We start from the raw sequence: 26,426 nt of genomic DNA, 5'->3' as shown, positions 1-26,426 counted from the left end.
ATTGTCATAATTTATAATATATAATTAATCAATAAATTATAGCATCCAGATAAAGATGAAAAGTATAATGCGGGCTGGTGTACAAAAACAAGTCGAAATCTACGATGGTTGCGTACGAATCTGATTCGAGTGTATACGAAGATCACGATCAGGAAGGCGGTAGGAGGGTCTAAATGATAGACGTCATCATCTACGACGCACTTATTGTTACAATAGACGAGAAATATAGGATCTATAAATCCGGGACGATCGTCATTAACGATGGGCGAGTAGATACCATTCGATCCACCGAACCTGACGACCGGACAACTGAGGCGGAATGGGTCATTGATGGTACGGGAAAGTTAGTAATGCCGGGGCTGATCAACGCTCATGCCCATCTCGAATCAAGTGCGCTTCGGGGTATCTACAGTGATCTAAGCTACAGTGAACTGCTGGTCGAGATGACCATACTTTGCCAAAAATTGGCAAAGAATGAACTTGATTATCTGGCGGAAGCGGGAGTGAAACTGGCTGCGTTGAACTTCATCCGCAATGGGATAACCACAGTTTGCACGATGGATATCCGACCGGAACTCGGCGTTCCGATACTGGGTGAGTTTGGTCTCCGAGCATTAACCGGTCCTCTCATTTCCGACTTATTTTGGGATGAATCGATTTCACGTCAGCTGAGCCGGGCTGAGGCATTTATCGAAACGTACCACGAAACGTACAATGGACGAATCCAAGCGACAGTATGCCCTCATGACGATATGACATTGACGAGGGAGATGTGGGAGCTAGTGGCAGAAACTGCTCAAAACCACGATGTTGTCGTTCACACTCACTTACTTGAAGACAGTATCTCGAATCTGAATGCGCGTGCCAACAAGGGAGAAGACTCCATCGGTTTATTGGACGACGTTGGCCTTTTAAACGACCAGCTGTTGGCTGCCCACTTTCGAACCGCCGACGAGGACGATGTCCGACGTATCGTCGATGCGGATGCGAGTATTGCCCACTGTCCATCGGTCTTTGCGTACTGGTCACCCGATACTACGTGCGAATGGATGCCGTTACCAACGTTGCGTGAATACGATGCGACCGTTGGTCTCGGACTCGATGATCACTATTATCACGACAACAACGACTTGTTCAACGAAGCACGCCAGACCAGATTGATGGCAAACCACGAGTGGACTGCGAACCAGATCACTTCTCGAGAGCTCGTCCGGATGCTAACTCTCGAAGGGGCTCAATCACTTTCAATCGAAGACCAGACCGGATCAATCGAACCTAATAAAAAAGCAGATATGGTGATTCTCGATATCGACAATCCGAACTTCAGACCACTCAATAACATCTACTCGCTGATTAGTAATACGGCGACAGGACGAGACGTTGAGACGGTTATCGTCGACGGGACTGTTCTTATGCACGATAACGAAGTTCGGACAATAGATGAGGAAGAAATCTTCCACGAAGTAGACGAGGCTGTCGAGCGCTACACCGAGGAGACTGGTTGGGAGATAACCTTGACCGGGAGTAACCGCCCCGGAACGCTTTCGAATGTTCTGGACCTACCAAAACGTGGACCAGCGCATATCGTCAGCCGACTGGCTTACCAGAGCATCAAAGACCACTTCTCGCTGTGATCAGCGAAGAAAAATCAGTTCGAGCATAACTGCGAATGCTTATTCGGGATCTTATCCGGACTGTAGAGTGCTTTATGTCTTGTTTGGGATGATATTCCACCCAGCACGTAAACGGTGGTTGTGTCGAACGTAAGATGCCGTATCAATGCTCCGATCGCAGTTTATCAGACCGTTGCATTACTCTGCTATCGGTGCGCGGAATTGTTATCAATTATTATCTGATAAACCATAATATCTATTTATTCTATTTAATTACAATTCTAGATAATAGTTATTTAGTGATTTGTAGCGAAAGTAATATTACTGAGTTCCGTAATTATTGGATTGATGTTCGTAGGCATCGACCATTCGACGACAGGTGTAAAGACGTGTCTTCTCTCAGAAGACGGGTCAAGCGAGGTTGTCACCGTTGATCGTTCGCCTGATGAAGACTGCGACTGGTCTTATCTCGAAATACTACAGGAACACGTCGATCTCAACGATATCGAAATGGTATCATACGGATATAGTTACGGCGACAATATCGACAGCGTTATTGATATCACGCAGACAGAGAATCGAGGAATCGTCGACACGCTTGGTCTCGGCCACGAATTTGGCACTGGAACCCTCATATATGACGAACTTCAGCAGTCGGGTATACCGACGACCGTCTTTCCCGGTATTCACGACGGTTTGGATACGATACATCCATATTTCAGTCATTACTCACCTCTCACCGGGGCTGACAAGTTCGCAACTGCCCGGTACGCCCAAGAGGTCGTTGAGAACCACATTATCAGTCCACAGGCTCAAGAGGGAACATTCATCGCCGCAAACGTTAGCTCGTCTGCAATGGCGAGCTACGTAGATAGAGGGTCACTCCGTGGGGCGTTTCACTGGATCGGACTCATTCACGGATGGGGTGATGTCGAATGTCTTCGTCAGATCCAGCGTGGTGAACAGGATCTGCATGATGCATTTATGAAATCGGGGCTCCTCTGTCGATCAGGGTACGAGTTCGAAGACGTGAAAGGTATCCCACCCGAGGAACTGCTGGAACTGGTTTACTGTGCAACACTGCACAACGTCTACTCGCTGGTGCCATTTTCCGAACATCTGGGGTCTGGTCTTGATGGAATCGTCCTCAGCGGTCGCTTAAGCCGAATTGAAGAACCGTTCGACATGCAGGGTCGACTGCGGGACGAACTCTCGGAAATCGCGCCGGTTCACGTATGTCAAGGGAAATCCACCGCGCTTGGAGCCGCGTTCGTCGCCCGAGACGTAGCATCTGATGCGTCCGAGACGCTCGGCGTGCCGATACAGTTTGACAGTGCAAACACATCTGCGAGGGCTATTAGATCCAATGTGTAGGGTGTTCGTTGCCGGACCGATCGATTTCCACAAGATATCGGATGTGGTCGACTACCGATTAACGTATCGAGCGTCGCTTTCCGATGCTGGATTCACTCCGGTTGACCAGTACTCCGGTGCACTCGATCGAGTAGAAGGGATACTTGATGACGAGACTGATGGAGTGTCCAGTATCCTTCGAAATATCGATGCGTTACCGGACGAACCGTACGTCCACGCCGTTGGTCACGCCATCGCAGCGACTTCTGTCGAGGAAGTCATCGCTGATCCAAAGAAAGTCCCCGAGATCGCACCGGAATCAGTCATCTCGGACATTGTTGAACGAGATCTCGAACTCCTCAGATCGTGTGATGCGATGGTGGCGTATCTCCCGTCTCCCTCCTGTGGCACGACTGTTGAGCTGCTCCACGCCGTCGAGAACGACATTCCTGCGTTCGTTGTGAGTGAATCCCCGTCGATGTTCATTCAACAGTACGCTGATGAGTGTTACGAGACGTTCGACGCGGCGCTGGATCGACTCCTCGAACAGTTCGATCCAGAACAACGAGGGGAACGAGCTAAAAAAGGCGAACGATGAGCCCCAGAACCACCGACGAATCGAATGATACTACCTTCGACGACGAAGAGACAGGAGACGCTCTTGATGAAGGTTCGGAAGACGGTGATACTGCTATTGTTCTCAGAGGCAGTCGTCTGTCTAAGTCGTACGGAGGTGCATTCCCGTTCACGACAGCAACAACCGTACTAGAAAGGATCGACATCGAACTTCGTAGACGTGAGATCACGGGAATTGTAGGAGCAAACGGAAGCGGTAAATCGACGTTGTTGAAGATACTTGCTGGTATTGCCGCTGCTGATTCCGGGACTGTCGAGAGAAATGGCACCGTTGGCTGGTGTCCACAATCAAGCCGGCTCTACGAACGACTCACTATCCGCGAAACCTTCGAACTGTTCGGCGCAGGACACGGTCTTGCTGACAGTGTGATCGAGAACAAAACGAACGAGCTTGCCGAGAAACTCGATTTCGTCTCTGATTTGGATACACTCATCGAAGATCTGAGCGGAGGGAACCGTCAGAAAGCCAATCTCGGGATTTCACTCGTTCACGAACCGGACATTCTCTTACTCGATGAACCGTACACGGGATTCGACTGGGAAACCTACCTCGCGTTCTGGGAGCTGACAGACGAACTAAAGACAGCTGGGACCGGAATCGCCATCGTCTCACATCTATTACGAAAGCGAGATCGATTCGACTGTGTGTACAAACTCGAAGACGGGGGCATCCGGAGGAATGACCGTGACGAATAAGTTCGTTACCGGCGTCCGGTCCCACGGTCGAGCGTTCTTTCGTGCACGGGTGAACATCGCGTTACTCGTCGCTCTCCCGATCGTAATGATCGAAGGTTTTGGGCGTGCAATGGGAGTTGTGCCGGATCTACCGTTCATGGAGGTTGTGCCTGCGGATCAGGGTCGGATGCTCGGCGCTCTCTTCAGCACCGCGTTCATCACCGGTCTCCTCGGACTGTTTCAAATCGTTAGTGCACAGCAGGCCGACCGGCGATTGGTTCGGACTGGATTTTCGCCCGGTATGCTTCTTGCTACGCGTCTGGCGACCGTTGCTGGATTCGGACTACTTGTTGCAACAGTGAGCTTTGTGGTCTTGTACCGCTCCCTTTCGCCGAATGCGCCCGTCATTGCGTTCGTCTCGTTGGCTCTTGCTGGTATCACCTACGGACTACTCGGTGTGCTCGTGGGCGCAGTCGTACCAGACGAGTTGACCGGATCACTTGTCCTCGTGTTTATCGCCGATATCGACGGATTCCTCGGCGTCGGGCTCAAAAATACGATCGCTGTCAAGACACTGTTCCCGCTCCATTACCCGCAGACTCTCTTTGAATCTGCGGCCCTCGACGGAGCTGTTGCGGTCGAAAACGTCGTTGGGGGGCTCGTCTACGGCGGGGTGCTTGTAACACTCGTAGTACTCGTGTTCAGACAAACAATGCGCGTTGAGGGGCTAGCATGAACATCGACCGCATCCAAACAGCACTCGGCCTTCGATTCCGTCAGTACGCCCGTGACCGCCTCTTCCTAGTGCTCCTCGTGTACCTACCCGTGATGTACGTTGGTCTGATAAGTCAAATGACACCGTCTGTCGATCTTCCCGTTCGCGTCTCGGTCGGGATGTTGACACTGGAACTGATGCGACCCATGGGACAGATAAACGGGGTCGTGATGACTGCAGCAGCGAGTGTTTTCATCACCGGTATCGTCGGATTGTTTACAATGTTTCGGAGTCGAGATGCCGATCGTCGGCTCGTTCGCACAGGATTTGGCTCGACGAATCTCGTTGTGTCCCGTATTGGCTTGTTGCTCTTGGTTTCGGTCGTTGCTACCGCGTTTGGAACGGGAGTACTGCTGTTCAGCGTCTGGCCGAATCACCTCGGGCAGTTCGTCTTCGGTGTGATTGTCCTTGCAGTGACGTACGGTTTCGTTGGTCTGGCCGTCGGCCAGACGGTCGACCGTCTCGCTGGACTCTATGTGATGTTGTTCGTCCCCATGCTCGACATCGCGGTATTCCAGAACCCCACGTTCATTCGGGGCGATCCGCCGACGTGGATGACGGTCCTCCCGAGCTACCACGCTATGCAGGTCATCTTGGATGCCGCGTTCGGCGGTGGTGCACGACTGCTGAATGTGGAGTTAGCAGTAGTTGTTCTCGGACTCGCTGGACTGCTAGCGGGCACAACCTTCCATCGTGCGGGGGTGATCCACACGTGAACAGCGTTGGTCACATCCTCGTTGCTACGCTGTTGGTAGCCAGTGTTATTGCGGGTGCGGCCGGCTGTGGCGTCTGTTCCGATGATGTCACGCAGTCGTCGGTACTGTCTTCTGAGGATAGCTCTGAAGACACTACCCGCACGACAGCAGGAATGAACGTGAGCGAGAACCGGATTCAAACAGCAGTCAATGACTCTCGAGCTCACCTTCTGAGTCAGGCATCCAACGACCATTGGTTTGCTAATCTTTCGTATCGAAATGAGACGGCACCGCGGTCTGTTCGAATCACGCTCAACTACGCGCTCATGCTCGAACTGATCAACGGATCCGAGCAGAGCCAGCGAAAGGCACTGTCGTACGCGCTGTCACAACGCTCTTCTAACGGTGGATGGAACGACACGACGGCAAACTACGCAGCCTTACTCCTCCTCCGGCAAGCGTTTTCTGGAGCGCATCAGGAGGTTATCTCCGACATCAAACGCGAAATTGAGGACGAGAACATGACGCTACACCCGTTCGAAGGAGAGACATTCCTGAATGCGTCGTTTCTCACACGACTGTACTATCTCAAACTGAGCGATCGGTACGACCGCTCGGAGCTGTTCGATACCGAGTCGGTCAATGGCGGCGCAGAAAACATCGCAAATATGACTCCAGCGTTCGAGGATGGCTTTGACCCCGATAAGCGCTTCATCGTCACCTACGCTGTTCTCGGATCGATGACGACGAGTATCTTCATGGCGGAGATCAACAACAACGAGACCGAGGCAGCTAACGATCGGCGCAAACTCGCAGAACAGATCATTCTCGGTCGGCAGGGGCACGACGGAAACTGGGAAGTGACACAAGGAGGCGTCCGAGCACTCACCGCGTTAGCGGTACAAAACTACACCACGGAAAACCGAACCGTTGAGAAGGGACTCGACGCACTCCAGCGAATGCAACGCGACAACGGACGACTGCCGCCGTTTGCCATGTCGGTCACAGATACGGCAGACGCACATCGGACGCTCCACCGAACTGGGGTGTCGAAAGACAACGAGACACTCCGTCGCGCCGCCCAATGGCTTCTTGATGTTCGAACCACCGCTCCGAATGGATCGAATCCAGCACCAGCAATACTGTTCAGAACACATCACGGGGCCGGCTGGGGATTAGTTCCAACAACGTACAGTGATTGGGACGACACAGCGTTGGCAATCGATGCGCTCAACGTCTACGACGACCGGCTCACGAATCGCTCAGTGCAGTTTCTCTTCGCGGTGCAAAACAGCGATGGGAGTTGGGGCGCGTACATGACGGACTTTGCGCCGCTCTCGGACCGTGAGCGCCAACGGGCAATCGATGAGATTGGCCGTGATGCGTACGAGGGATTGTTCATCGATCCGGAAGCGCACGCTGTTTCGGCACACGCGCTCACAGCAGTCGGTGAGGCCGGATACACGGTCGAAAATAACGAATCTGTTCGCCACGCTGTCGAATATCTCATCGAGAACAACCAGCCAAACGGTCTGTGGGGATCGGCGTGGTACAGCGACTACGCGTACGGAACATCGGCTGTTCTTCTGGCATTCGAGGAAATTGGTGTGAATATGAGTCGCCCTGAAGTGCAGCAAGCCACTCGGGCCCTCATCGAGAAACAGAATTCCGACGGCGGTTGGGGTGAACACTGGACACCGGACGACTCCGACTATCATCGCTGGGGATCCTCGACCGTTGAACAGACGGCGTGGGCGGTGCAGGCGCTGTTAGCAGCGGAAGTGTCACCTGATCATCCGGCAGTTCGTCGAGGAGTCGATTACATCCTCGATCATCAGCGTTCGGACGGATCGTGGACACCGCATGCCGCATTCAAACTAGGAAGCGGCGTGCCGACGTATCGGAATCCAGTGTTGACACAGACGAGCGGATTGCTGGCACTGACGATGTATGCCGAATCGAAGGATATCTCAACTGCTCCAAATGAAACTAAATCTGGATTGTTGTCCAGAGTAGTAGTGCTGGAAGTACTCGTTCCGATAGTATCGCTGGTCGCTCTTCTTGGCGGATTCTTCATCCGCCGCTACTGGAGATAATGATCGTACTAACAAATATTCAACAAAATAAAAATGACTCATGGTAGTATCCGCCAAACCACATTTATGTATTATAAGCTATATTCGGAATATGTGGAATATATGATCTGGAGCGAAAAAGAGACGAGTACGAATGGAGGAACAGATGGATTGGAGTAAACGACTCGCCAGATTCATCACTGATCACAGCCGCAGTGTCATCACTGTGCTGTTCGTGGCGACTCTCATCATCGGTGCAGGGAGCGTTCACGTCGAGGAGTCAACATCGTTCGAGTCTGTCGAGGGACAGTCGACAGTGATCGAAAAGAATGGATACGTACAACAGCACTTTGGCGGTGATAGAAATCGGACGACGCAGGTGCTCGTCGTCACACGGAACGAGACTGGAGATGTTCTCTCGAAGTCATCGCTTATTCGGTCTCTCAGCTACCAGCAGTCGCTTCGAGAAAATCAGACAGTCAACCGAACCCTCGTCGATGAAACTCCGATCACGAGTGTCGCAAGCATCGTTGGGCAGGCTGCCGTCCTTCAGGACCAACAGACGGACCGTCAGAGGGGGAAAATTCCGCGCGGACATACACAGACAGCGGACACAGATCGTCCTGAGTCAGCAAACGCAACCAGATCATCCCAAGAAGCCTCGACACCTCCGATCGACGAGCAGATCAAACAGCTGGAATCGATGAACGCCACCGAAATCGATCGGTTGGTCACCAATCTCTTCAGCGAAGACACGACGAGTCCGCTTGGAGAAGTCGGTCTCCAGTTGCTCTCGAAACACTACGAACCGGGAACGGACACCGCAGACGCGCGAATGATGGTGATCAACCAACGTACAGCGGTGGATACGACGAGTGGTGCAACGCTGACGGACCGCACCACCGACGCGCAGGTGGCTGTGCGTGATCTTGCTGAATCCCGGGACAGCGCCCATGATCATGCTATCTTTGGCCACGGATATATGACGATCGAAGAGACGAATTCGATGGCAGATAGCTTCGCTATTATTGGACCACTGACATTGTTGTTTGTTCTCGGCACTCTCCTCTTTGCGTACCGCGATCTCTTGGACATCACGCTGGGCTTCTTCGGCATCTTCCTCGTCCTGCTGTGGACATTCGGTTTCATGGGCTGGGCAGGGATGACGTTCAATCAGATGATGATAGCAGTCCCTGTGCTTCTCATCGGACTCTCGATCGACTACAGTATTCACGTCGTAATGCGGTACCGGGAGGAACAAGCAGAGGACAATCGGAGTATTCGGGATGCCATGCGTCATTCGGTGAGCAAAGTCGGTGTCGCATTGGCACTGGTGACTGCGACCACTGCAATTGGATTCCTGACAAACGTCACAAGCAGCCTCCCAGCAGTCCAAAATTTCGGTATCGTAAGCGCAGTCGGGATCGTCTCGGCGCTGGTGATCTTCGGGGCATTCATTCCGGCACTGAAGATCGAACTGGATAGTCTGCTCGAACGGTTCGGATTCGACCGAGAAAAGCGCGCTATTGGTACGGACAAGAGTCGGCTGAATTGGCTCTTGATGCTCGGTGTCCGGGCTGCACGCCGCGCACCTCTCGTTGTGCTGCTTACTATTGTACTGGTGAGTGCTGGAAGTGCGTACGCGGGAACACAGGTTGGCAGTTCGTTCTCCGAAGAGCAGTTCATTGCTGATGATCCACCAGAGTGGACTGAATCGCTTCCGGATTCGCTCGCACCTTCGAACTACACGGTCAAAGAGAACCTCCATTACATCCAATCGAACTTTCAGTCACCGGAGAAACAGACCACCGTCCTCATAGAGGGGGCAGTGACCACACCCAAGACGCTCAAACAACTGAACAAAACTAGAGAGAAGGCCACCCAATCGGAGACAACGTACGTCGGACCGGGTGGAGAACCTGCCGTACACACGCCACTATCGCTGGCTCATCAAGTTGCACACCGAAATAAAACTGTTAACAAAACTCTACGTGCAGCCGACATCGACAACGATGGCGTCCCCGACCGGAACATCACTGCAGTTTACGACTCGCTGTTCGGAGCGGCACCCGATCAAGCAAGCCAGTTGCTTTACCGTGACGATGGAGAATACAAGGCTATCCGGATGAGTATCTCAGTCGGTGGCACACACGCACCAAGCCATGTTGCTTCGGAAACGAAAACAATTGCCACGGCCGCAGAACACGATGGTGTCACAGTCACCGTGACCGGCGGGCCAGTCGTAGACAAAGAATTGATGGAGCGGGTTACGGCGACGGTGACCGAGAGTCTCGCCTTGACCATTGGTCTCGTCTTCCTCTTGCTTCTGGTTGCGTTTCGATTATCGGGAAGACGAGCGACACTCGGTGGATTGACATTAATTCCGACCCTTCTCAGCGTGAGTTGGATCGTTGGAACGATGTATCTACTCGATATCCCATTCAGCTTCACAACTGCTGTCATCGGGAGCATTTCGATCGGACTCGGAATCGATTACGCTATCCACATCACTGAACGATACAGTCACGAACTGACGCAGCACAGTACCCCGTGGGAGGCACTCACAAAAACCGTCGAAGGGACTGGCGGGGCACTTTTGAGTAGTGCAGTCACGACCGCCAGTGGTTTCGGTGTGCTGGCGTTCACGTTCCTTCCAGGACTACGACAGTTCGGTGTCATTACTGCGCTGTCGATTGTGTACGCATTCATCGCCAGCGTGCTCGTTCTGCCTTCGTTACTGATACTCTGGACGCAAGCGGTAGGTGAAGATCTCCCTGCAGGGAAGAACAACCCCGTAGAAAAGACAACGACGAACGATTGAGGAGATACAATGCACGATCACGTTCCGTCACGACCATCTGATGACATCGACCTCAGAAATTCGACCCCCGACACCAGCGTTACCAACGGCAGTGTCACGCCGTCTGCCGTGTTCGAGTGGCTCAAGAACGAAATTCGTCCGGTGGTCGACGACCGTATCGACGATATCGTCGATGACTCCTCGTTCAGTGAGCGACTGATGTATCAAATACGAACGGGAGGAAAGCGTATCCGACCCGGACTCACACTCACTGCTGCGGAACTCTGTGGTCTCGACCGAGATCTCGCACTCGATCTCGCGGCGGGAATTGAGCTAATACACACCTACGCGTTGGTTCACGACGACTTGGCAGACGGCGACCAAGTACGTCGTGGAGAACCAGCGTTCTGGGAGGAGTTCGGCCAGTGTGATGCGATCAATATTGGTGATATGCTCTTGGCCCACGCGCTCGAATCGCTTCCCGAAGCAGTCATTCCCCGAGCAGTTGCGACAGTTCGGACGATGACAGAGGGCCAGCAGCTTGATTTCGACTTTACCAATCGGCGAAACTGTACTGTTGAGGAGTATCTCACGATGGTCTGGAAGAAAACCGGTGTGCTGCTCGATTTCTGCATTTCTGCACCACAGCTGGCCAGTGGAACGACGATCGGAATCGATCAGCGGCGGCTCGGTCGACTCTGGCAGGCGTTTCAAATCCGGGACGATGTGCTCGATCTTGAGCAGGGCAACGGCAGAGATAGCATAGGCAACGATATCCGTGAAGGAAAACGAACGCTCATGGTGGTTCATGCTGACGAGGAAAAAATCTACGACATTTTGGATAAGCCTCCGACCGAAACCTCTGGTGCTGATATTGACACTGTCTGTGAGCGGTTTGAATCGAATGGCAGTATCGGCTTCGCTCGCCAGCGGATGAAAACAAACGCCAGCGACGCTATGAATGTACTAGCTGCTCTACCAGACTCTCACCAACGAGATCGGCTTATTGCACTCTGTCAATTCGTCACAGAACGGGGAACTGATTCACAAGGTCAGTAGCACTGCTCGACTCACTGAATCCCAGTCGATTACAAGCGATGATGGTTATCTCTATTTGGATCCCACGGTAGAACTGAACCCGGTTTTATCCAGTACGACCGGCATTTCCGGTGATTGCTGATAACTGATGATAGTGTGATCACCTCTGAGACGGATGTATTTGGATATTAAAACAATTAGGCAATGATAGAATAAAAACATAATTGCTAAAAAGTACCACCGCATCTACTAACTCAGCATATCGGATTAAAAATAAATACGTGACATGCGCATAAATGACGGTTGTAAACGCACGCAGACTCGTATCGTCCGTACATCCACGTTTCACGATGTCACCACACAGCGCAGAAGTTACCCGTAAAATACAACATAGGGAGTGAAAGATCTGAATATGGCTGTAGTCACCAACTTCACACTGTTAGCAGGTACTGTCGGGATCGGAGCTTTAGCTCTCGTAATCAATTCAACTCAAGCAACCACGTTGCTCGCAAAGCGAATTTCGAGAATGGTCCCCTGTACGTTCGCCTACTGGGGAATGATCGCGTTCGGGATGTTGTTCGAGTTGAAAGATGGAAGTGTTTCACAAGAACTCCCCTTCCTACTGGGTGCAGCAATCGTCGCCGTGTCATTCGCTAACTGGGGTCAGTGGTTGATCAACGACCTCTACGATAAGGACACGGACAAACATTCAAACCAAAACCGAGCAACAACACAGAACGAAATCCCAGATAGAATAACACTGCTTACGGGAGTCGCATTGTCCGTTTTCGGAGGATTGTTTGCGTTCGCGATCAATGCATACGCTCTTTTCAGTGTGCTTGGATTCATCGTCGTCTTCGCAGCGTATTCTATTCGACCAATCCGATTGAAATCGAATGCGTACACTGCAATGCTCTCGATTGGTCTGTTGGGAGGCTGTTGTTTCCTCCTTGGATCGGCGACGGTTGTCGATCAGCCGTCACCGTTCACGGGACTCATATTCACACTGATAACACTCGTGATGACAATTAACGTCTCGTATAAAGATATCAAAGACGCAGAACACGACGAGAAATCAGACAGTGAGAACTTCGTCGTCAAATTCGGACGCGATCGCGTCCGACGGCTGCTCATTGTGGGACTTCCTGCCTCCTACTTTATTTTCGGGATGGTGTTTCAACTCTACTCTTGGCTACCGATCTTCGCGGTTCTGGCGCTGGTTGTCGTATATCTACTATACGACAGAACTGACAAATATCATCGGTTAGTGTATGAGCTAGATGCGATCAATGGGATCTACTTGTTGATGCTTGGTATCGGATACTATGGGATTCAGGTGTCAATCTTGTGATTTTACCGGAGTGAAATATCTCGACGCTGTGGATTGGCTGAATAGAAGAGGAGTACGTTGGCATCTCTTCTCTTCTATTGACGATAAACTCGCCATTATCATTTTAACATAATAATATCGTCATTAATCGTGAGCAGACACGAGAACGGTTAATCTGTTGTTGTATGAGACAGTCTCCACAAACACTCTGGGGTGTATATAGTTCTTCTCTGTCACTGTATAAATACCTGATATGAAACGCTGGGAATGCGTACTCACCGGATGCACCAGTGATTTTAGCAGTTATTAGATACACTTCTGCTGGCTGCTCTCCAGTGGGGAACACTCTCATCCTTGCTTTGCGACGATGAACTGTCCATGGGCATCACCGACAGGTGTAATTCGGTCCCCGTCCGCGATCATTGCGGTGTCGTAATCGTCCCGAAGAGACACATCTACGACTACAAAGAACTTCTCGTTTCAGTAGATGATACAGTCCTCTTGACCGCTGTCCGTGACGATACAACCGCGAATCTCTATCAGCTACCACATCCAATCGACGCAACCCGCTCACCGAACGCGACAGACACAGCAGACCAATCTAACGTCCCGGGAGTATCTCGATTAATCGATCATCACTGTCGGTGTTGTGACGGATGGCCGTTTCAGAGAACAGATGCGTTCCCGACCATCGCTCAGTAGCCTCTGCAGCGTTCAGTTTCACGGTTCAACGAGTCCATTGATCGGTTTATTCACTCATTGATTATCACAGAGGAGGCAAAAGATGAACAGACGATACGATATGGATCGGCTTTTTAATTGGACGAAATCGGTGTCACTCGCCGTGATGATCGCGTATCTCTTGACCAATATTGCTCTCGGTGGCGAACTACCGGGAAGTCTCGTTTTGCGTCCCGTCTTTGGGGTTATCCTTCTCACGGCTGTGCCGGGATATTTGCTCGTTGCACTGCTCAGGGTTGATGACCAGCCCTCCGGTCGAACCGCTATCTACGCGGTTGGTCTCAGCTTGACTATCGTGACTGTCTTCTCGCTCATACTCAACGCTGCACTGCCACTGCTGGGCTTCGATCGTCCGCTCACGTCGAGACACCTGACAGCCGCTGTGTCGGTGCTCGTGCTTGGATTGAGCACTGCTCGCTACACTAGCAGTCGATCCACCTCGCCGCTACAGTCGCTATCGCTATCGGGCCGCGATTGGGTTGCCGTCGTAGGACTGAGCCTGTTGCCCGTGTATTCAGTACTCGTCACGATACTCACCGACGGCGGATCTAATGGATTACTCATCGTGCTGTTGTGCTTGCTCTCGATCGTACCATTGCTACTCTGGTGGTGGGAAGAGTCGTCTACCTTGGCACCCTACGCAATCTGGGCGGTGTCGGCGTCTGTCCTCTTCCAGATGACGTTGGTTTCGGGCCATCTGTGGGGCTTCGATATTCATTTCGAGTATTTCACGGCAGCAGACATCCTCAACAATGAGTACTGGGATCCAGGGCGGCGATCCCCGAGTAACTCACTTGCAACGGTCACGCTGTTGGCGGCCGTCTATTCGAAGGTTACAGGACTGGATCTCATCTGGGTCTACAAGGCCATCTATCCGTTGCTCGTATCGCTACTACCACTCGGCGTCTGGTATATTGTACGGAGCACCTTCGAGGACCGCTCCATCGCTACACTAGCTCCGTTTGCGCTCGTGTTCTACTACGGCTTTTTCAAAGATATGCCCGACAAGCAACTGGTTGCGGGACTGTTCGCCGTATTCCTGCTTGTCGTGTTTCTCGATGACGGACTATCAGACATACAGCAATGGGTCATCGGTATCTCGTTCGCCATCGGACTCACGTTCTCACACTACGGCGTTAGTTTGTTATTCGCCGCGTTTCTCGGCGGTACCGTCGTGGCTCGCCACGGACTGCAGGTGCTGACTCAGACAGATATCGACGGTCGAATCTCTCGACCGGGTCTCATCGCTTTCCTCGGGGGATTCTGGATCGTCTGGTATCTATTCTCTGCCTCCGGAGTGAACTTTTATCGCGTCGTCGGAGTCGGCTACGAGATCGTAGCGTCATTGCCGTTTCCGACGACCGAGCGAAGCGGCGCGGCCTACGCAACGACAGGATTCACGTCGGTATATTGGATTCTCTATAAGTTCCTGTATATCGCACTGGTGGGGCTCATCGGGGTCGGAATGATCAGCGCGTTGTATTCGACTGTCACTAGCTCTGACGATGCCAGATCCGTCGAGTATAGCCTGTTTTCAGCCGGTGTGTTCGCATTCCTCGTTGCGTCGGTCGTCTTCACGTTCGGGATGGGGTTCGACCGGACGCTCCAAATCGCTCTGTTCGTAGTTTCGCCCTTTGCGCTCGTTGGATCACGAACTGCGGTCTCGATCGTTTCACAACTCGCTGGCTTTCTTCCACGGAGTGATCTCCGATCGCGCATCGATGCAATCCCCATTGACGGTCTCTTTGCGGTGTTTCTCGCCGTGCTGTTTCTATTCAGCTCAGGCACCATCTTCGCGCTCGCTGGTCAGCAAGTACCTCCATACAACATCAACATGGACGAAGATGCCGGCTGGCCGGTGTACAGTCAAAGCGAGGTCGAAGCCACGAGATGGTTAGCGAACCACGCAAACGACGAGCCTACCGCGGTTTACAACGAATGGAGTCATATCAAAAGCAGAGACGGGTTGCTCGTGAGCGAGGTGGTCCCTGCGGATGAGCTGGAGCCAATCTGGCTGAAACGAACGTCACTGAACCATAGTGCATACGTTTACGTGAGCAAGAAGCCGATGCGGAAGCTGAATAGCGACAGCGAGTACATTGATGTCCAAAAGACACCATTCTATACGGAGACTCTCTCGACGGCTGAGGTAGTGTACAGCAACGAACAAGTGACGATCTACTACGTCTCGCGGTGATCTCGTTGCTGTCGTGCTGGCAACGAACTTGATGTCACTTCGCAATGTCAAGATTCGTTCAGCGAGACGAGAGATAAAGATGTCCCAGACTATTAGGCGTTGAGATTTCCTACACTGACCCATCCAGCAGAGAGATTAATCTTCGAACCGGCCATCGTGCTGGTGAAAATGTTGTCTTTGAACGAACAGTTAGCAAACGATCCACCGTTCTCAGTGCGCGTGATGATCCCACCGATTGCGTTCGCACTGTTTTGTATCGTGTTTCCATGAACTTGGAGCGCTGTGATCTCATCCGCGTCGGCAAGACATCGTACCGCTGATCGATACTCTCCGCGAAAATCATTGTTTTTGATCTGGTTTCCGACGCTGTTCACACCTTTGGACGCCCGTACCGTGATGTGATCTCGATCCGTTCGTCCCAGGTAGCTATCACAGCCGCTAACGGTCGCATAGCTGCATCGATCGAGTTCAATCGATGCGCCCCGCTCGCTGGCGTTATGATAGAGTTTAGAGTTGGTGATCTTCCACGAATTTCCACGGGCGACGATCGCCGGACCGCCGTTGTGTCCGAACCAGTTGGTGTCAACACGCACAACACCGACAGCGGGATGTGATTCTTTATTCGCACCGCCACGAAGACCCACTCCTTCGTTGGTGGTGAACTGACAGCCTGTAAAGTGGTTGTCGTCAGTGCTTGCCACGGAACCAGCTAGCCAAAATCCGGCCTCAGGTGCGGAATGGAACCCACAATTGATGAATCGGCTGTTCCAGAATGCACCATAGACGACGTTGCCAGCACTGTTGTTCTTCTTATTCCCGTCGAACGTGATGTTCTGAAGAGTGCATGCCATTACGTTGCGCTTTGGCGGATCTGGCGTCGTTATCAGGTCGGTATTTGCTCCGTCTTTGAGCTTGATCTTGGTCGCGTTATAGCCTGAACCCTGCAGCATAACGCCGTGGGCAAGCGTGAGTTCGCTACCGGCGTATGTTCCTGGTGCAAGACGAATGACAACGTTACCCCCTGTCCGGTCGATCACTCGCTGGATCCCCTCGATCCCGTCGTTGGGCGTGAGATAGTACTCGCCCGGTCGTATCGACGAATTGAGCGCGTCAGGTTCGATGTTCAACGTGACCCAACGCTCGCCGTCTGAGAGCGTCCGTTGGGTTCCACCTATCTGATTTGCGTCAGTCACCTCCCAGATCGTGCCTTCGGCTTCGTTTGCTGGAGGGCGTTCCTGTTTCGGTCCGATGTAGTACTGTTCTGTGATTTGATAGACTTGATCGATGGTCATTAGCGGCTCCGCAGTGTGATCTCGTTTGTCGTCTGGTCGGTGCAAAAACGAGCCGGCGATCACAGCGCTACTCGCGCTCACGATCGCTAAGAACGTTCGCCTTCTGATCGACATCGGCTCGTTGCTCATTCACAGAAAGAAATTCTCCCCGAGAGAATTGGCTATTGTGTCATTGAGTGTGTGGAACTACTGATTATCGCCTCATTGCGCACCCAGTAAGATCAGCAAAACGGACTCTCTCATAGTGCCAGAACGTAAACCAACAAACGAATACATGTTATTTTAGTGATTCTAATAGGCAATTAGTTCGTATGCTTTCTGTGCGAGGTCCATCAACCTTCCAGATTTTATGAGATAATGTGGAACCGGCTCAGCACTGTATTTGCTTTTGTAGTGTGCAAGGGACTCGATGTTTGCGTTTCCGAGATCGTACCGGTCGATCGAAGCGAGTGCTGGATCTGTGAGTATGTCTTCGATGATACGCCAGTGCAACAGTTCGTTAGCGCTCCCGCTCTGGCGGTCAGTGCGTGTCCCACCCTGGAGGGAATACCCTGTGTCGTTCGAGTAGACCACTGTGATACCACTGGCAAACTCTCCGTCGGACGTTTCGGCGACGTAGACCCGGATACGATCTCCAAGCGTCGCCACAAGATCACGAATATACTCCCACGACACCGGATAGTTATCACCCTGCTCGTTTCGACGGGCCTTGTGAGCCGAGTAGATGTCTCGCGCACCGTCGACTCCTTGGATTGTAACAGTTACTCCTGCATCCTCCGCATCCCGAATACCCCGTCTGGCTTCACGACTGAACGACTGCAAAAGACGCTCGGGAGTTATGGCATCGAGCGGGAGCTGGTAGGTAAAACGCGTCTCGACATCGAATCCTGCCCAGAGATAAGGACGCGGGTCGGCGTACTTAGTGCTACAGGACATCCCAAAGAGCGTGAGCAGATCGTGGGCAGCCACATGATCGAGTATCGCGCTGGTGAATTTACGGTTTACAATCTCTTGCTTGCGTTGCTTGGGGCTCGTCGGCATCAGTATAGGTCCCATCTGTGGAATTCCGAATCCAGGCGGTGGAGAGATGACTGCCTTTGCGAAGAGCTCGTTTCGAATAACAGCGGGAAGTAAGCCAATTAGCTGCTCTCCTTTGAATCCTCCATAGAGACGTAGTTCGCCTCTTGTGTAGTTATCGAGGACCTGAAGCGTCTCGGGTCTGTGAGCCCATCCATAGCCGGTAGTCGGAAGCGCATCGTCCCATTCAGAGAGTGTGAGTGTCTTAATGTGCATGATATGTATACATATAAGATATACAACAGTTATTATTTTATCATTTGGATGGTGAGCATCACTGATAGCATGTTATTCGGCAAATTGTCATTTTCGAGCTATACCTCGTCAGTTCGAGAGACGAGGACAGGATTATCTGGTTTGTTCGCGAAGTAGTTCTCGACTGAGAAATAATTCACGGTTTAATAAGTCATTCCATTCGCTGAACTGGTTGATATTTACTACTCATTACATCTAGCTCACAGCCATGACCAAAGATGACCGAAGGGCCGAATAAAGGAAACACAGAGGTTGCTCCTACAAACGAACAGATAAGAGTGATTGCTGACAGCATCGACGATAGCAGCACGTCGGCACGCTCGGGTCCCAATCTCATAGACGGAATCCTCACAAACGGCGCAACAATCGAACGTGGGGACGGCCACAACACTGGTGGGACAACTGAGCCAGAGCACTCTGAGGCGGTCTGTACCGTACTCGTAGCAATTCCCGCGTACAACGAAGCAGCCACGATTGGCGATGTCGCACAGCGAGCCAGTAAATACGCTGATCACGTCCTCGTTATCGACGACGGAAGTGAGGACAACACAGCCGTCTTAGCGAACGAAACAGGTGTGACTGTCGTCGAACACGGACGGAACCGTGGATACGGAGCGGCTCTCAAAACAGCATTCGAGACGGCATACAGATTCGATACTCGCCACCTCGTTGTCCTCGACGGCGATGGACAGCACGACCCCAGCGATATTCCCCGGCTCGTCGCTGCCCAAGAGCGTACCGGCGCACATCTCGTCATTGGTAGTCGGTTTGTCGATGGAGCCACGTCGAACGCGTCCTTATATCGTCGGATGGGGCTCAAAACGATTAACGCTCTAACTAACCTGAGTCTTGGGGTCATCCGTTCTGACTCTCGAGTGAGCGACACCCAGAGCGGGTTTCGCGCGTACAACCGAGAAGCGGTCCAGTCGCTCGCAACAGACAAGAGCATCGGAAACTCGATGGACGCAAGCACAGACATCCTCTATCACGCCCACCACCGCAACTACGCTATCGAAGAAGTCGCTGTCGCGGTCGAGTACGACGTAGCGAACGCGAGCACGCAAGCACCCTTGTCCCACGGTGTTGTCCTTGTGCGGAACATCCTAAAGACAATCGAGCGCGAACGTCCGCTGACAGCGCTTGCTGTTCCGGGATTCGGTCTCACGTTCGGTGGACTGGGCTTTGGCTATTGGACAGCGACTAACTACATCCAATCGGGAACCTTCCCGGTCGGTCTCGCGCTTACCGCTGCATTTCTCATGCTCGTTGGGACGTTTGCCTGTTTCACCGCGATCGTGCTCCACGCACTCAGCACCTACTTTTCGAACACCGAAATACAGCGGGGACAGATTCGATGAGATCACCAGTCGAAAACGTTCTCTCGTTCGACCTCGAACACTGGTACTCGGCGACGCTTCTCCGTGATGCGGTGACCGATCCCACCGAGCGTATCGAAGAATCAGTGGAAATTGTCCTCGATCTCCTCGCTCGTCGAGGAGTGAAGGCGACCTTCTTTGTTGTTGGTGAGGTTGCTCGTGACCATCCTGAGCTGGTTGCACAAATCGCTGCCGATGGCCACGAAATCGGCTCGCACGGACATACACACCGGCCGTTGTTCGAACTGACCCGTGAGCAGTTTTCTCATGAGATAGAACGCAGCACCGCGGCGATCCAGGACGCCACCGGCACGATGCCGGTCGGCTTTCGTGCCCCAAACTTCTCGGTGACGCCGCGGACACAGTGGGCCATTGCGGTGCTCGAGGCGAGCGAGTATCAGTACGATTCGAGTGTATTTCCCGTTCGAACACCGATGTACGGTGTCACTGGAGCACCCGTTCGACCGTATTCGATCGACCCGACTGCGCCCTTTGAGGATCGACCAGCAGATCACGCACTCGTCGAATTGCCGCTCGCTGTGTTCCACCCCCGGTTTAAACTACCGGTCGCCGGTGGATTTTATGCTCGGCTGCTTCCGACGCAACTGCTACAACGGGGAATACGAACGCTCAACGCACGCGGGCTTCCAGCAACGATTTACTTCCATCCGTGGGAGTTCAACCCTGCTGTGAAGACCCCGTCAGTCACGGCACACAAGCGCTTTGTCAGCTTCCACGGAATCAATCGGCTAAAATCGAAGCTAGAGACACTCCTCGATACGTTCACGTTCACGACGGCTGCCTCGGTTGCCCGCGAGTACGCCAACGAGAATGATCTCGTATCTTACGACACACCGTCACCAGTTTTCCAGAGCGAGGACAGCCGATGAGTGAGACGAACACGCTCACGCTACAAGCGGTGTGTCCCATAGACACCCCCGAGTGGAACACCTTTGTCGAGGCACATCCGGACGCAACGGTGTTTCACACTGCAGAGTGGCTACACACCATCGAAACGATATTCGAATACGAACCTCGACACGTTCTCCTCACCGAGGGCGACACTGATAATGAGGATGGAACAGTCCACGCGGCTGTGCCAGGATTCGTCGTCTCTGAAGGATTCGGACAGAGTGTGCTCAACCCCTTTTGTGAGTACGGCTTTCCGTTAATCGACGACGCTGTGGACGTTGCGGTGCTTTCAACACTGCAAGATGCAGATGAAACGCGTATTATCAAGGACACCGGTTGGAGCGGAGTGTGTGGGTACAACGCGGCTGGCTATGGTGGTGTCCCGACCGGCTCGTCAATTCGGTTGTCACTCGACCGACCGTTCGATGAGCTCTGGGAGTCGGTCTTCGAAAAGGACGTTCGCCGGTGTGTGCGGACTGCACGCGATCACGGTGTCAGCGTGATCGACGGCTCTGTTGACGCGTTCTATCCACTCTATCTCGAAACGATGCAACGGCTCGGGAGTCCACAGTTTCCCAAGCAGTTTTTTGCCTCGCTTGCGGACGCGTTCGGCGAGTCTGTTGCGATCTTACTCGCTCAGCACGATGAGGACACAATCGCCGGTGTGTTCCTGTTCGAGTGGGATGATACGACGATCGTCTGGACGCCCGCCTCGAAACGCACTCACTGGGACCACCGACCGAACCATCTGCTCTACGTCGAAGCGATCAAGCGGGCCTGTGTGGCCAGTCGATCGGTCGTTGATTTCGGCCGATCTCGTCGTGGCTCGAGCGTCCACAGGTTCAAAGCCCAGTTCGGTGGATTCGACTATCCACTCACGAGTTTCGTTACGCCGCCGCATCGGGCTGGCCGCGCGTCACTCGACGGATACGGCCGGTTGTCGACTATCACGCCGTACATCGCACCGCTCATCACTCATCCCTCTGTGGGACCGACGTTGAAAAAGCTAATCCATGAATAATACAATACTCATCGGCCTCGCCTCGATTGTCGCGCTTGCTGGGACGACTGTCTACTGGCGGCGACGCGAGCGAATGGTCCGCGAAAGCCTCGCCGTCAGCCGTGATTGGGAGACGAACACGACGAACACTATCGAGCAGGAGGATCGACACGCCGCGAAGAAAGCAGCCAGAGAGCTTGATACGACGGTACCGAAACTCCCCGAACGGATCACTGCACTGGATGAGGAACGCCGCGACCTGCGCCGCGAACGTGACGCCGTTCGGGAACGGTGGGCCGACGCATGGTGGACTTCCCAAACCGATGTGCTAACAGCGGGCGGCGAGCCAAACGTCCTGTGTGTTGCGTTCGATCGCTGGGAACTCCCCGACGCTCGGGCGTTCGCGAAACGTGCGCTGGATGAGGACGCAATTACCCTCGTAGTTGCCCGCGGTGATGCCTCGTTTGCTGTCGCGGTCGGCGACCCACTGGTCGGTACGTTCAGTGCGGATGAGATCGCAAACGAAATCGTCGAACAGGCTGGTGGTGGTGCGGGTGGTAACGACCGGTTAGCGGCCGGCGGGGGAGCAACAGCACCGCTCGATGAAGCCTGCCAGCGCGTCAAAACGGAGTTACCACGATCACAGACGGTTCGTGTGATCGGCGTCGAGGCCGAGAATGAGCCGTGAGCAACAACAGAGGCAAGCCGTGAACGACGAGTGCATGCTCGAAACGACCCGCCGAAAACACTTGCTATGAAAAACCGACTTCTTGCTGTTGGTTCTCGGCTCGCCGACCGGTATGGGGTCCTCCCGATTGCCGGAGCGATCTATTGGAAGGTCGATACGGCATACTGCCTGGTTCGGGTTGCGACGATTGGTGAGTTGGATGCAGAGATCGCAGGACAGTCAGTCCGGTTCGACCTCTCGACGAGATCTGAATACCGACGGGCGAAGAATCTCGGTGGCGAACGAGCTGTGATCGAGGCGCTCCTCTCTGAACTGAGTGGAGCCGAGACGGTCTGGGACATCGGCGCGTCTGTGGGGACATACACGTGTTTTATTGCAAGCGCGCTGACCACAGGCTGTGTCGTCGGGTTCGAACCAGAGTCGACAAATCGTTCCCGCCTCCGGATGAATCTCGAACAGAACGAGCTCACGGGCTGGGAGATCGCTTCGTTCGCTCTGTCGAATGAGAACGGGACGTGTACGCTTTCATCGGAGTTCGTGGAAGCGGGCGCTGGTCATCACTATCTCTCATCGGATGGAACCGGCCCCACAGTTGAAACGAGACGAGGAGATACGCTGGTCGATAAAACAGAGTACGCGCCGCCTGATATCGTCAAAATCGATGTACAGGGGGCTGAATTAGCCGTCTTGAGCGGGTTGCGTGGCGTACTCGATGGCGTTCGCTCCATCTTCCTCGAAGTCCACCCGGACAAATGTGATCGATACGATACGACAGCCGAGGAGATCGAGGCGTTTCTCACCACGTCAGGTTTTTCGCTCACACAGCTTGGCGAGCCGACGACCCGTCGATCCGGCGTCTATTTCATCCATGCCAGTCGATAATCCCATCCCGTCTCTCCACGAGGTTGATCACGAATGAGCTCCCACGCCTCTCAATTCGTTTGGACGAAGGCCCGTTTCGTCCGATGCTTTATTCACTCTTGCACATGTTGAAACGTCAGAAACCAATATTGTTGTGAGCTGTATCGACTGCATAGTTATATAGTTACAATATCACCACACATCATGCCCGAACAAAAAGCGGACGATCAATCGATTCTCCTCCCGGTCAACGATTCTGGAAGCAGTATTTCGTGCGTACGGTCGCTCGGCAAGCACGATATTCGAACCATCGCCATTTCAGAACACCGAGACAGGCCAGCATTCGCGTCTCGGTACTGCGATGAAACGATCATTGTTCCGTCGCCCTACGACGATCTGATTGCGTACAAAGACGGCCTACTATCAGCTGCGGAGCGGACGGACGTGCACACGATTATCCCACATCGAGAGATGGACAGTTACGTACTTTCGAAATACCAAGCCGAATTCGAGGAACACGTCGTCCCTCTTTGGCCTTCGTTCGAGAACGTTAGAATCGTACACGATAGTCTTCGAATGGCCGACGCTGCCAGAGCAGCAGGCATACCGACTCCGGAAACGTGGTCGTTTGAGGATGTCGAGGACTGGGATCGTGAACTGATCGTCAAGCCCCGGTACTCGATCCTTACGAGTGACTACGTGAGCTCACTCTCCCCGAGCGACTGCGAGGGGAAAATGGACCCGGTGTACATCCCACCGAACACCGAACCGGATCTGGAAACGATTCAAGCAGAGATGCACAAAAGCGACAGTCATATCCCAGACCACATTCCAATCGTGCAAGAATTCATTCGGGATACGCGAACTGAATACGGCTTCAGAGGGCTCTGTGACGATGGCAATTCTGTGTTGACGTGCCAAAAGCGCCAAGTAAGGGGAACGACGTACGCTGGCGGTGCGAGTGTTTTTCGTGAAACAATGCGTGATCCTCACATCGAAGAACTCGGGCGGACGTTGCTCGAACATCTCGATTGGCACGGTCTCGCCTCGGTCCAGTTCCTCCGAGATCCCGAATCAGGCGAGTACAAGTTCACCGAGATCAATCCGCGCGTCTGGGCGTCGCTCGAGATGGACGTACTCGCGGGGGCTGATTTTCCGTACGCCCACTGGCTGCTGGCGACCAACAACGCAGATCGCATCGATCCAGATTACGACGTCGGAACCGGAAACCACCTTCTGATCGGTGAGCTGCAGTATCTCTGGAGCGTTCTTCGAGACGAATATCCTCTCGTCGAACGGCCACGATTCCGGCGGGCGCTATGGGACGTGCTCTCTTCGTGTTATGACCACCCACACTTCGATTACATTCATCTCGACGATCCCGGTCCGTTCGCCCGTGGCGTTCTCAATCAACTACCAATTGGTGGTCGTTCAACAGGCCAAGTCGCTGGCGAATGATTCGACGAACAGTCCTGTTCTCAGCGATCGATACTCACGAGGAGGGTCCGGAATACACGCGCTGTTGCGATTCGAATCCTCTCGACGAGTACGAGTAGTGAGACGGCGTAAATTGCTCCACCCAAACCGATGAGCAACGCTATTTCGAGCACAGGAAGGGACGCGAGCGAGACAGGAATGAGAAACCACAGACAAAGCCCCATAATTAGCGCTGAAATCACTTCTAACAGGATTTCTGTGACTGGAACGGTAAACGAGAGTATCGAGCGGATGTATCGGTATGTCAGTCCCGTCTTGAGTATCATTGCCCCTGACGTGGCGAGTGCAGCGCCAATCCAGCCCACGGTCGCAATAGCGAGAACGTTCAAGACGATGTTGAGAAGGATAAAGACAACGTTCGATCTGAACATCAGATCAGGCCGATCGAGTGCGTTGATTACCTTACCGAAGACGATTTCGTAGCTGTGGAACACACGCGCAAGAATAAGGACAGCAACGACGGTCGCTCCGATACGATACTCCTCTCCGAAGATGGCTAACAGTGACTCGGCGAAGATGATACCGCCAACGAGTCCTGGAATCGCCATAATACCGGTGTAGACGAGCGAGCGTTCGAGCAGATCGGTTATCTGTTCGGTTTCGTCTTGAGCCGAGAGTTCGCTGACGTTGGCGAACAAGGTTGAGCCGATCGCTGAGGCGAGCAAGAAGAGCACGCCAGTTATCTGCCAGCTAAGCTCGTAGACGCCAATGAAGGCGGGCACAACAAACAATCCGAGGATGAGTGTATCGGTCCAAACCCACGATTGTGTAGTTACAGCCCCAACCCAGCCGTACTTTGCGAACTGAAAGAGGCTCCGAAAGTGACGTTTGGTCGGACGTGTCAATCGCAGCGTATTCAACACTACTCCCACTCCAATGGCGAGCAGTTGACCGATGACGTATCCAGAGAGAACACCGACCAGTCCGTAGTCCAGCGATACGAGGACAATCCACGACATCAACTGCCCAGCGGCGAATACGAACTGGAGCAAGCCAGCCTGTGCAACGTTCTTTTTTCCGATCAATCCCGCTTCGATTGCCTTCCGAATGAGATAGCAAAATGCGCCCGCGAGCAAAAATGGCACTACCAAATCCCGACCGACGTACGCTGCGATCTGCTGATGGAAGATGATGACGATGATACCAACGGGAGCGAACAGTCCGAGACGAACCAACAGTGCCGCAGTGAAAAACTCCGCTCGTTCGGTTCCTTCGCTGATTCGTTTCTGTGCCGCTTCGACGATTCCGAGATTTGTCAGGAGGTCGAGTACTCGGACGACAGCGACGAACAACGAATAGATTCCGAGTACCAACGGCTCCGTCGCTGCCGCGAGATAGAACACGCCGAGGAAGATCGCTACTGACAGCCCGATCCTCGTGGCAAACGTTCCGATCGATGACCGGAGTATCTTCGTATAGCTCATGGCATCTGTGTGGTCAGCAAACACTCGCTTTTCTGTTCGATGAACAGCGGATATCTCTTTAGTGAGTTCAACACACGACGCTCTCGGTACTCAGACACGCTCACGTCTCGGTGAAC

21 protein-coding genes are annotated in these 26,426 nt (G+C 53.1%); 18 read left to right on the top strand and 3 right to left on the bottom strand.

Features of this window, described 5'->3' with window-relative positions; genetic code table 11:
* Positions 1 to 173: 173 nt before the first annotated feature.
* The 12 genes from MW898_RS06900 to MW898_RS06845 all read left to right on the top strand — a co-directional run bounded on the left by MW898_RS06900 (position 174) and on the right by MW898_RS06845 (position 15,928).
* On the top strand, positions 174 to 1,634 hold the full coding sequence (locus MW898_RS06900) for an amidohydrolase family protein (RefSeq protein WP_248905706.1): 1,461 nt from the start codon (positions 174 to 176) through the stop codon (positions 1,632 to 1,634).
* 327 nt (positions 1,635 to 1,961) lie between these two features.
* Positions 1,962 to 2,987, top strand: a complete 1,026-nt coding sequence (locus tag MW898_RS06895; RefSeq protein ID WP_248905704.1) for a hypothetical protein — start codon at positions 1,962 to 1,964, stop codon at positions 2,985 to 2,987.
* Positions 2,980 to 3,564, top strand: coding sequence for a hypothetical protein (locus MW898_RS06890; protein WP_248905702.1), 585 nt, complete (start codon positions 2,980 to 2,982; stop codon positions 3,562 to 3,564). The genes MW898_RS06895 and MW898_RS06890 overlap by 8 nt, the downstream gene beginning before the upstream one ends.
* Complete coding sequence (locus tag MW898_RS06885) at positions 3,561 to 4,298, top strand: ATP-binding cassette domain-containing protein (RefSeq protein WP_248905700.1); 738 nt, start codon at positions 3,561 to 3,563, stop codon at positions 4,296 to 4,298. The genes MW898_RS06890 and MW898_RS06885 overlap by 4 nt, the downstream gene beginning before the upstream one ends.
* On the top strand, positions 4,288 to 5,013 hold the full coding sequence (locus MW898_RS06880; protein ID WP_248905699.1) for a hypothetical protein: 726 nt from the start codon (positions 4,288 to 4,290) through the stop codon (positions 5,011 to 5,013). Before MW898_RS06885 ends, MW898_RS06880 begins: the two co-directional genes overlap by 11 nt.
* On the top strand, positions 5,010 to 5,768 hold the full coding sequence (locus tag MW898_RS06875) for an ABC transporter permease (RefSeq protein ID WP_248905697.1): 759 nt from the start codon (positions 5,010 to 5,012) through the stop codon (positions 5,766 to 5,768). The genes MW898_RS06880 and MW898_RS06875 overlap by 4 nt, the downstream gene beginning before the upstream one ends.
* Positions 5,765 to 7,843 (top strand): prenyltransferase/squalene oxidase repeat-containing protein, encoded by a 2,079-nt coding sequence (locus tag MW898_RS25985; RefSeq protein ID WP_248905695.1) that lies wholly within the window; start codon positions 5,765 to 5,767, stop codon positions 7,841 to 7,843. Before MW898_RS06875 ends, MW898_RS25985 begins: the two co-directional genes overlap by 4 nt.
* 145 nt (positions 7,844 to 7,988) lie before the next feature.
* A complete protein-coding gene (locus MW898_RS06865) occupies positions 7,989 to 10,643 on the top strand; it encodes an efflux RND transporter permease subunit (protein WP_248905692.1) in 2,655 nt (884 codons plus the stop codon).
* Between the two features lie 9 nt (positions 10,644 to 10,652).
* Entirely contained in the window at positions 10,653 to 11,681 is a 1,029-nt protein-coding gene (locus MW898_RS06860) for a polyprenyl synthetase family protein (protein ID WP_248905690.1), read from the top strand.
* Between the two features lie 391 nt (positions 11,682 to 12,072).
* Positions 12,073 to 13,011, top strand: coding sequence for a UbiA family prenyltransferase (locus tag MW898_RS06855; protein WP_248905689.1), 939 nt, complete (start codon positions 12,073 to 12,075; stop codon positions 13,009 to 13,011).
* A 357-nt stretch (positions 13,012 to 13,368) separates the two neighbouring features.
* Positions 13,369 to 13,692 (top strand): hypothetical protein, encoded by a 324-nt coding sequence (locus tag MW898_RS06850; protein WP_248905688.1) that lies wholly within the window; start codon positions 13,369 to 13,371, stop codon positions 13,690 to 13,692.
* A gap of 82 nt (positions 13,693 to 13,774) precedes the next feature.
* Positions 13,775 to 15,928: a DUF2206 domain-containing protein gene (locus MW898_RS06845; RefSeq protein ID WP_248905687.1), complete on the top strand. Its 2,154-nt coding sequence runs from the start codon at positions 13,775 to 13,777 to the stop codon at positions 15,926 to 15,928.
* 92 nt (positions 15,929 to 16,020) lie between these two features.
* Here MW898_RS06845 and MW898_RS06840 read toward each other — a convergent pair whose 3' ends face one another.
* Complete coding sequence (locus MW898_RS06840; RefSeq protein ID WP_248905686.1) at positions 16,021 to 17,349, bottom strand: right-handed parallel beta-helix repeat-containing protein; 1,329 nt, start codon at positions 17,347 to 17,349, stop codon at positions 16,021 to 16,023.
* Positions 17,350 to 17,511: 162 nt separating this feature from the next.
* Positions 17,512 to 18,513 carry a GNAT family N-acetyltransferase gene (locus MW898_RS06835; protein ID WP_248905685.1) on the bottom strand — a complete coding sequence of 334 codons (1,002 nt, stop codon included), beginning with the start codon at positions 18,511 to 18,513 and terminating at the stop codon, positions 17,512 to 17,514.
* A gap of 257 nt (positions 18,514 to 18,770) precedes the next feature.
* On the opposite strand from MW898_RS06835, the gene MW898_RS06830 reads away from it, so the two are divergent.
* From MW898_RS06830 to MW898_RS06805, 6 genes are all read left to right on the top strand, one after another.
* Positions 18,771 to 19,910: a glycosyltransferase family 2 protein gene (locus tag MW898_RS06830; RefSeq protein WP_248905684.1), complete on the top strand. Its 1,140-nt coding sequence runs from the start codon at positions 18,771 to 18,773 to the stop codon at positions 19,908 to 19,910.
* Positions 19,907 to 20,818 carry a polysaccharide deacetylase family protein gene (locus MW898_RS06825; protein WP_248905682.1) on the top strand — a complete coding sequence of 304 codons (912 nt, stop codon included), beginning with the start codon at positions 19,907 to 19,909 and terminating at the stop codon, positions 20,816 to 20,818. The genes MW898_RS06830 and MW898_RS06825 overlap by 4 nt, the downstream gene beginning before the upstream one ends.
* Positions 20,815 to 21,861, top strand: coding sequence for a lipid II:glycine glycyltransferase FemX (locus MW898_RS06820; protein ID WP_248905680.1), 1,047 nt, complete (start codon positions 20,815 to 20,817; stop codon positions 21,859 to 21,861). The genes MW898_RS06825 and MW898_RS06820 overlap by 4 nt, the downstream gene beginning before the upstream one ends.
* On the top strand, positions 21,854 to 22,528 hold the full coding sequence (locus tag MW898_RS06815) for a DHHA1 domain-containing protein (protein WP_248905678.1): 675 nt from the start codon (positions 21,854 to 21,856) through the stop codon (positions 22,526 to 22,528). The genes MW898_RS06820 and MW898_RS06815 overlap by 8 nt, the downstream gene beginning before the upstream one ends.
* A gap of 66 nt (positions 22,529 to 22,594) precedes the next feature.
* Positions 22,595 to 23,410, top strand: coding sequence for an FkbM family methyltransferase (locus MW898_RS06810; RefSeq protein WP_248905677.1), 816 nt, complete (start codon positions 22,595 to 22,597; stop codon positions 23,408 to 23,410).
* Positions 23,411 to 23,593: 183 nt separating this feature from the next.
* Positions 23,594 to 24,847, top strand: coding sequence for a carboxylate--amine ligase (locus MW898_RS06805; RefSeq protein WP_248905676.1), 1,254 nt, complete (start codon positions 23,594 to 23,596; stop codon positions 24,845 to 24,847).
* A gap of 20 nt (positions 24,848 to 24,867) precedes the next feature.
* On the opposite strand, the gene MW898_RS06800 is transcribed toward MW898_RS06805, so the two are convergent.
* On the bottom strand, positions 24,868 to 26,310 hold the full coding sequence (locus MW898_RS06800) for an MATE family efflux transporter (RefSeq protein WP_248905675.1): 1,443 nt from the start codon (positions 26,308 to 26,310) through the stop codon (positions 24,868 to 24,870).
* Positions 26,311 to 26,426: the final 116 nt, after the last annotated feature.

Source organism: Halocatena marina, assembly GCF_023276375.1.
Lineage (GTDB): Archaea > Halobacteriota > Halobacteria > Halobacteriales > Haloarculaceae > Halocatena > Halocatena marina.
The sequence above is the reverse complement of the archived record's forward strand: the minus strand, read 5'-3'. Positions and strand labels throughout refer to the sequence as shown.